Annotated in this window: 8 protein-coding genes; 6 read left to right on the forward strand and 2 right to left on the reverse strand. The window is 68.3% G+C overall.

The annotated features are described in order from the left end of the window. The first annotated feature begins 5 nt into the window (after positions 1–5). From ACZ7EG_RS39715 to ACZ7EG_RS39740, 6 genes are all read left to right on the forward strand, one after another. Entirely contained in the window at positions 6–866 is an 861-nt protein-coding gene (locus ACZ7EG_RS39715) for a hypothetical protein (protein WP_471089816.1), read from the forward strand. Beyond that, entirely contained in the window at positions 856–1,770 is a 915-nt protein-coding gene (locus tag ACZ7EG_RS39720) for a hypothetical protein (protein ID WP_471089819.1), read from the forward strand. Before ACZ7EG_RS39715 ends, ACZ7EG_RS39720 begins: the two co-directional genes overlap by 11 nt. A 64-nt stretch (positions 1,771–1,834) precedes the next feature. Then, on the forward strand, positions 1,835–2,902 hold the full coding sequence (locus ACZ7EG_RS39725; RefSeq protein WP_471089821.1) for a DUF8094 domain-containing protein: 1,068 nt from the start codon (positions 1,835–1,837) through the stop codon (positions 2,900–2,902). Between the two features lie 84 nt (positions 2,903–2,986). Then, positions 2,987–3,559, forward strand: coding sequence for a hypothetical protein (locus tag ACZ7EG_RS39730; RefSeq protein ID WP_471089831.1), 573 nt, complete (start codon positions 2,987–2,989; stop codon positions 3,557–3,559). A gap of 47 nt (positions 3,560–3,606) precedes the next feature. After that, positions 3,607–4,350: a glycosyltransferase gene (locus ACZ7EG_RS39735; protein ID WP_471089834.1), complete on the forward strand. Its 744-nt coding sequence runs from the start codon at positions 3,607–3,609 to the stop codon at positions 4,348–4,350. Between the two features lie 304 nt (positions 4,351–4,654). After that, entirely contained in the window at positions 4,655–4,858 is a 204-nt protein-coding gene (locus ACZ7EG_RS39740) for a hypothetical protein (protein WP_470541083.1), read from the forward strand. On the opposite strand, the gene ACZ7EG_RS39745 is transcribed toward ACZ7EG_RS39740, so the two are convergent. Continuing rightward, positions 4,836–5,105: a DUF6881 domain-containing protein gene (locus ACZ7EG_RS39745; RefSeq protein WP_470541085.1), complete on the reverse strand. Its 270-nt coding sequence runs from the start codon at positions 5,103–5,105 to the stop codon at positions 4,836–4,838. The two genes, ACZ7EG_RS39740 and ACZ7EG_RS39745, sit on opposite strands and share 23 nt — an antisense overlap. A 16-nt stretch (positions 5,106–5,121) precedes the next feature. After that, positions 5,122–7,368, reverse strand: a 2,247-nt coding sequence (locus tag ACZ7EG_RS39750) for an HYD1 signature containing ADP-ribosyltransferase family protein (protein WP_471089825.1), incomplete at its 5' end; no start/stop codon positions are given.

A 7,368-nucleotide genomic window follows, 5' to 3' on the forward strand; every position in this document is an offset into this window, starting at 1 on the left:
GGCCCGTGAAGCCCGACTTCCAACGCGACTTGATACCGAGCGACGAGGTGCTCCAGCTTATCGGCGCGCTCAATGCGATGAAGGACGAACTGCTCAACGCTGCCCAGCAGTGGGAGCTGCTGGACGAGAACGGACACGTACCGGCCAAGCCTTCCTACACCGCGCTGCTCCAGCACGCCACCGACGCACAGGACCTCTCCCGCGATGTCCTCCGGCTCACTGCTGACTTCGCCCGGAGCCCACACCACACCACCCGCGCCGGCGGCACCGTTCTGAAGCATCTCGGCACGGCGGCGACCATGTCGAGCCACGCAGCCCCGCACTTCACCGAGTCTGCGGAGTGTGCCCTGGCCCTGCCCCGATCTGCCAACCCGACCGACCGGCACTACCTCGCGAATCGCATGGTCATCGACCACGCCTCAGCCCGCGCCTTCCTGCGGCGCACCTCGGAATCCCTTCGTGACGCGGTCAAGGAACTCGACGACCACCTCGGCTTCAACGCTTCCTCGCGACGCTCACACGTCAGGAAGGCCCGCCGGCGCCTCCGCCACCCAGGCCGGGCGGTCGCCACCGCTAACCGCGCCTGCCCCGAAGCCCGATCCACCCACATCCCAAGGAATGCTCTGAACCGCCCCGCTCATTTCAGCGACGCCGACTGGGCCGAATACCAGCAGTGTCAGGCCGAGCACGACGACCTCATGGCGCAAGTCGCCGATCGTGAAGCCCAGCTGGAACACGACCTGATCGCCGCCTACGACGAGTACGAACTCGACTCCAGTCCGGTTCCGAAGCCAGAAGCCGACCTCGCTCGCCGAACGTCTCCGCCACACCGACCGGCGTCCCGCAGGAGAATCCGTGGCCGCTGACGAGGCGAACGCCACGGACGCCCGCGCGGCTCCGATCGCGCCACTTCCCGACCACCGCGACGTGAACATGCCGTGGTGGCAGGAGCTGTGGCGCCGCCACGCGCACATCACCACGCCGCTGCGAGCGCGCGGACTGCCATGCGACATCGAGTTCGGCCTCAGCGCCTACATCGTGCGCGTCTCGCTCCCCGACGACAGCTACCTGATCATCAGTCCGCCGCAGGAACCGTCCTCCGACCACCCGCCCGGAGACCCCGAGGGCTGGATCGCGACCCGCGAGCACCCCGACGACCAGACGCTGTTCGAGGTCCTCTACGACTCCGCCCCCTCCGGCGCTCGCCAGCGGCCCGAAGCCCGCCACGGCGGCAGCGCCCAAAACCTGATCGAGGCGATCGACCTCCGCCTCGCCCAGCTCGGACTGCTACCGCACCCCGCTCTGCCCCACGAAAGCCCCCACGTGCACCCGCCCCAACCGACGCCCCCGCCCCCGTCCCGGGACATCCCCGGCAAACCAGACGGCGGCCCCGCCTACGTCTACGGCGACGCGCTGCGCGATCTGACCGACCGGCTCAATGGAGCTGAGTCGCACGCGGATGCCGCTGCCCTTTTGCATCAGATCCTGGAACCCACCGACGGCCTGCTGGCACAGCTCGGCGAGTTCTTCGAAGCAGCCGGCGAGAAAGCCAAGGAAGCCGAGGAGGACGACGGCTTCGCCCTGTCCTACGACCTCGCCGACGCCGCTGCCGAGATCCGCAGCCTCGGAGAGGTCCTGCACGTGGCCGAGGACCGGATGCGGGCCCTCACTCCGCTCGCGCCCGCACCGCGGCTGCACTCCACCCCGGCTCGTGCACCGTCCCTTCCGCCGCGAGCCCTCCCGTCAGCTCCGCCGCGGCACACGCGCTGACGCCGCACCGCCGCCTCACCCACGACCAGTCGTGCTCGCTGATCCCTATCCGCCCAGCAGACCCTTGGAGCCCCCTATCCGCACCGCTCGCCGTACCCTGCCGCTGTTCGTCGGCGCCGCCTGCCTCGCCCTGGCCCTCACCGGCTGCGCCGGCGAAGACGGCCCCGCCCATGCCCGGCAGACGCCCCGCGCCAGCACCGCCCCGAAGCCCGTGCCCGCTCTCAGCGCCGCCCAGGCCCGCGACGTCATCACCCGCTATTCGAAGATCAACAACGAGGCCAACACCGACCGCGACCGGCGCCTGCTCGACACGGTCGAGGACGGCCCGCTGTACGCGATGTCCATCTCGGACTACACCGAGACCGAAGGGCTCCCCGCGGCAGACCGCAAGCCGTACAAGCCGTGGTCCTACGACTCCGCGGACGCCAAGTTGTACATCCCGCGCCTGGGAGCCGGACAGAACCGCTGGTTCGCCGCCGCCCTCTCGGACCAGAAGGGTAAGGCCCCCTCGCGGTTGGCCGTGTTCGCCGAACGCCCCCAGCACAAGCGCTGGGAGATGGTCTCCGTCGTCGACCTCGACAGCCCGGACCTGCCGGACATCGCCCTCGACCACGACGGATACGCAACGGCCGTCACCACCGACGGCAACAAGCACCTCGCTGCCGACGCCAAGTTGCTGCGCACCGCGGTCCTCGACAACTTCGCCACCGGAGGCACGAACACGGGGACGAAGGTCTTCGCACCGACCAAGGCGAGCAAGCGGCAGATCGCAGTCCACGACAAGACAGGCACCCGCTTCGGGGCCCAGGGCACCACCGTCTTCGCCGGCGCCGCCAACCGCTACACGGACGCCTACGCCCTCAAGACCACCGACGGCGGCGCGCTGATCCTCTTCTCCCACACGCACACCCAGACCGACGCCGTCGCGCACTCCGGCCTTCAGATCAACCCCGGCAAGGACGACCGGGCCTGGCTCCACGACGTGCCCCGCACCTCCATCCGCTACACGTTCGTGTGCAACGACGCCGCCACCGTCCCCGCGAAGGCCGAGCCCTCCCGCCTGATCGGCTACACCTGCGCGCGTACCGACGCCTCCGGCCCTCCGATCCCGTCCTGGTCCGACCGCGCGTAGACGCACCCACGCGCCACCGTGACGGCCGCCGAACCTCCCCCGCACCCCGCTCGCTCCGGAGAACACCTGTCCACACGCTCCTTCATCGCCCGCCCCACCCGCGGTACGGGATACACGGGTATCCACGTCCAGCTCGACGGCGTACCCAGCCACCACCTCCCCTTGCTCCTGGCCGCCTACCAGTACAAGTTCGGACGCAGCATCGAGGCCATGTCCCGGCACCTCATCGACGACGTCGCCGTCGGCTGGGACGAACTCGGCACCGATCTCCTCGACGACGCCCCGCCCGCACTCGTGACCGCGCTGACGGGCGGCGAGCACTGGCCCAGCCGAACCCTCGACCACCTGATCACCCCGGACGGCTCACCCCCGGTACGCATGTCGGTCACCGACACGACCGCCGATGAGCAGGACGTGCAGTGGGGGTACGTCCTGCACAAGGAGGGCGTCGAGGTGATCAGCCTCCTGCACGAGGACATCGGCCCGATCGTGAGCTGGTCCACCGACCCGCGCACCGCCTTCAACGACCACCCGGCGGCCTGGTCCTCCCTCGACTCCCCGCCCGCCATCCGGGCATCGCGCGGCAGGCAGCCCCAGAGCGCTCCTGCCGCAGCCCCGGCGAAGGCCGACACCCCGCGCCCCGCCGCCCGACGCTAGTTCCCCTCGTCTTCCCGGAGCCTTCTCTGCCCCCGTACACCACGCCCCTGATCACCGTCGTCATCGCAAGCCGCCTGCGCGAAGACCGGCTGGACTACCTGACCACCATGCACGCCAGCCTCACCCGGCAGTCCGTGCCGTGGGAGGTCGTGATCGCGCTCGACGGTGCTTCGCCCGACCGTCTGCCGGCCCCGCTCGCGCAGGACCCGCGCGTTCGCACGCTGGCGCTGCCCCGTCCGGTCGGCGCCGCCTGCGCCAGGAACCTGGCCCTCGCTCACGTACGCACCCCGTACACCAACTGGGCCGACGACGATGACCTGTTCCCCGACGATGCGATGGCCGTACGGCTGAACACCCTGGAGTCGACGAGAGTCGGTTGGTGCGCCGGCTGGAGCGAGGACCAGCACCCGGACGGCTCGACCACCCTGTGGCGCTGCCCCACGCCGCCCGGCCGGCATGAGGCCGGTGACGTGTGGACGTACTGGAAGTCGCCGGCGGACACCATCCCCATCGGGCCGACCACGATCCTCGCCCGCACCGACCTCGTGCGCGCCGCTCCGATGGGCGGCCTCGTCCAGGGCGAGGACTACTGCGCGGCCCTCGGCGTCACCGCTCTCGCCCCCGGGATCCTGCTGCCAGTACCCGTGTACAGGTACCGCAAGTGGGACGGGCAGATGACGGCCCAGGTCGGATACGACCGGCTGGAGGCGGCTGCCCGGGAGCACGCCTGGGCGTACGGCCGCAGCCTGCGCGCCGTCCTGCGCGGTGGCGAAAACCTGGTCCGTGGCTGAGGAGCAGATCGTCCTGTCACACAGCCGGGAGTCCGGGATCGTCGCGATCGCCTCGGGCGAGCAGTACCGGCGGGCGCACACCGCCCTTCCGTGCCAGAGCAGGAGCGCCGAGCATGCGCGTGGCCGTCCATCGAGATGTGGCTCGCCGACGGCGAAACGTTTCTTCGTCAGGCCCGCACCATCGCGCACCATCGTCGCCCGGCCCTGCCCGTCACCGCGCCAGCCCGCCCCCTCACCGCGGCCCGGCCCGCGCACCGCGGCCCCTGCCCCTTCCGCCCCACGCCCCGAGGAGAGCCCCGCCCCCTTGCGACCCGGCATCCACTTCGCTTTCGGCGACCACGAGGAACACGGCTCCGTGGCCTCCTTCACCGGCACCCTCGACCTCGTGATCCCGCCCCTGGCCCGTTCGCTCGCAGCCGTCCCCGAACAGCGACTAGCCCTGGAAGCGCAGATCGAACAGCTGCTGGAGGCCAACCTTCAGCAACTCATCCCTCAGAACGAGCCTTGATCCACTCCCGTTCGAACTCTTCCGGAGCAATCTCTGCAGCAGAAAATTCCGGCTGGTCAGAGATTTCTCGAAGATCGAGCGGGAAAGCGACTTCAGAAAGACCGACGCTCGCCGTCTCATGCGATTCGTCTGCCCACTCAATCTTACCTTCACGAAAGAATTGGATCTTCCGAGTCTCGTATCCATCTTCGCCGAGCTCACTCAGATAGAGGACAGGCTCATCCTCAAAGTCGTGACTCCATTCCACCCTTACATACCTCACGCTAGTTCCTTCCAGACCCAACGATGCGGCCAGTGAGATCAAGAGGCCCATCGTTGAGTATATAGAACACTCCTGGCCTACCTTTACGCACGCCTAGCCCGCGTACATCGATAGAAATATAATGAGAAACCTTTTTCCCTAGCCAGGGCACGCGATAGAAGGCTGCGGATAGCTGCCCCGGCCTTTTGGTTCCAGGTTCGATGTCGGTGAGATATTGGCCATCGCCGAACTTGGCATCGTTTGGGTTTGCTGCTTGGGTGGACGGGCGAAGCTGTTGGCTCGCCAATATTCCATCATGTCCCGCTTCATTGGTGTAGTGATGCAGGACGGGAGGAATCTCGTCATCTCCCTTAGGCAGCAGGGATGGATCCCCCGAATGTGCGGCTCCAGGGCCAAAGCGCGGGGGCATGGTTACTGCCGGTTTACCGAATCGGCCCTTGAAAGCTCCCCAAGCAGGCCTGATCATGCTGCCGAGTCCGCCGGTGACTGCTCCGACCAGGAGGTCGGTGGGAGAGGTGGGCTGGCATTGGGCGGTATTGATGGCCCAGGTGAGGCCCGCGCCGATGGTGGCGTCGGTGGCGACGGTGACGGCGAGGGCGCGTCCGCCGGAGAGGCCGAGTTGGGTGGCGAGGGCGCCGCCGGCCGGGGCGAGGAATCCGCCGATGGCGCCTACGGCTGCGCCTTGTGCTGTGGTGGCGGCGAAGTCACCCCAGTCGAAGTCGTCTTGGTGGGTGTAGGCGTAGACGCCGCCGTTGACGATGGCTCCGATGCCGGCGCCGATGCACATCGGGCACTGGCCGGAGGGGTCGGAGAGGTTGGCGGGGTCGTTGTCGGCGTAGTTGTACGGGGACTGGTTGGGGTTGTCCGCGGCTGCCGGGATCGGGTCTTGGGTGGTGAAGCGGCGCTGGGCGGTGTCGTATGAGCGGGCGCGGAGCTGGAGGCGGTCGGGGAGGTACTGGTCTTTGTACTGGCCGGTGTAGCCGAAGGGGCTGGGCTGGCCGCCGGTGACGGTGGCTTTGCCGGTCGGTGAGCCCCAGGCGCTGTAGGTGTAGCGGTAGTTGTCCGTGCCTGCTGCGTCGTAGACCGCGCTGGTCGAGTTCTGGCGGTCCTGGGTGAAGTAGTAGGTGCCGGCGGTACGGTCCATGGAGCGGGCCGTGCCGTCGGGGTCGTAGTGGTAGTCCGCGAGCAGGGCGCCCGAGGCGTCGGAGTCGGTGGCGAGCTGCGGGAGCGGGTTGTTGATGTCCCAGCGGGATGTTCCGGCAAGCGCGTTGTTCTTGTTGACGGTTGTGCGGTTGCCGTCGGCGTCGTAGGTGAATCCGTACGTGCTGGTGCCGATGGTCGCGGACTTGAGGCGGCCGGCCGGGTCGTAGGCGTAGGTGCCGTCGTCGTCCTTGGTCTGGTTGCCGTCGTCGTCGTAGCTGAAGCTCGTGGTGGTCGTGCCGTTTGTCGTCGACTTCAGCTGGTCGCCGTCGTCGTAGGCGTTGGTGGTCGTCGAGCCCGAGCTCGCTGCCGTTTTGAGGTTGCCGACCTTGTCGTAGCTGTAGGTGGTGCCGGCGGTGCCTGTCAGGCAGGAGGTGGCGGAGGTGTCGGTGCAGACGCGGGTCGTGCGTCCCGTGTCGTCGTACGCGTAGCGGGTCGGGTAGCCCGTGCCGGGCTTGTCGCCGACCAGGCGGTTGTTCTCGTCGTAGGTGAAGGTGTTGCTGACGGTGGGCGTGGTCAGCGTTGCAAGGCGGCCGGCCTCGTCGTAGGTGCGGGTCCCGGTGCGGGCCGTGGTGGTGGGCAGGGTGACCGAGGTGAGGTTGCCGGCCTTGTCGTAGCCGTAGGAGACGGCCTTGGAGTTGGTCGTCTGGGTCTTGGTCCGGCCGACCTTGTCGTATCCGTAGCTGGTGGTCCGGCCGTCCGGGTAGGCACGCGACTTGAGGGTGTCGTCGGTGTTCCAGACATAGGTGAACGGCTTGCTCGCGCCCGGCGACGTGATCGTCTGGATCTTGTCGTCATTGTCGTACGACAGCGTGCGGCTGCCGGTGGCGTCGGTGACGGTTTTCAGGCGGCTCGCGTCGTCGTAGCCGTACGTCTGCGCCGCGGTGCCGTCGGAGTAGGTGATCTTCGTCGGCAGGTTGCGTGCGTCGACGGTGGTGGTGATCGTCTGGGCGCGGGCGTTGGTGTATTTGGTGCGGTTGCCGTCGAGGTCGTACTCGTAGGCGACCGTCTTGCCCAGTGGGTTCTTGACCGACGTCAGCTGGCCTTC

The sequence above is a fragment of the Streptomyces sp. NPDC037100 genome (assembly GCF_055606225.1).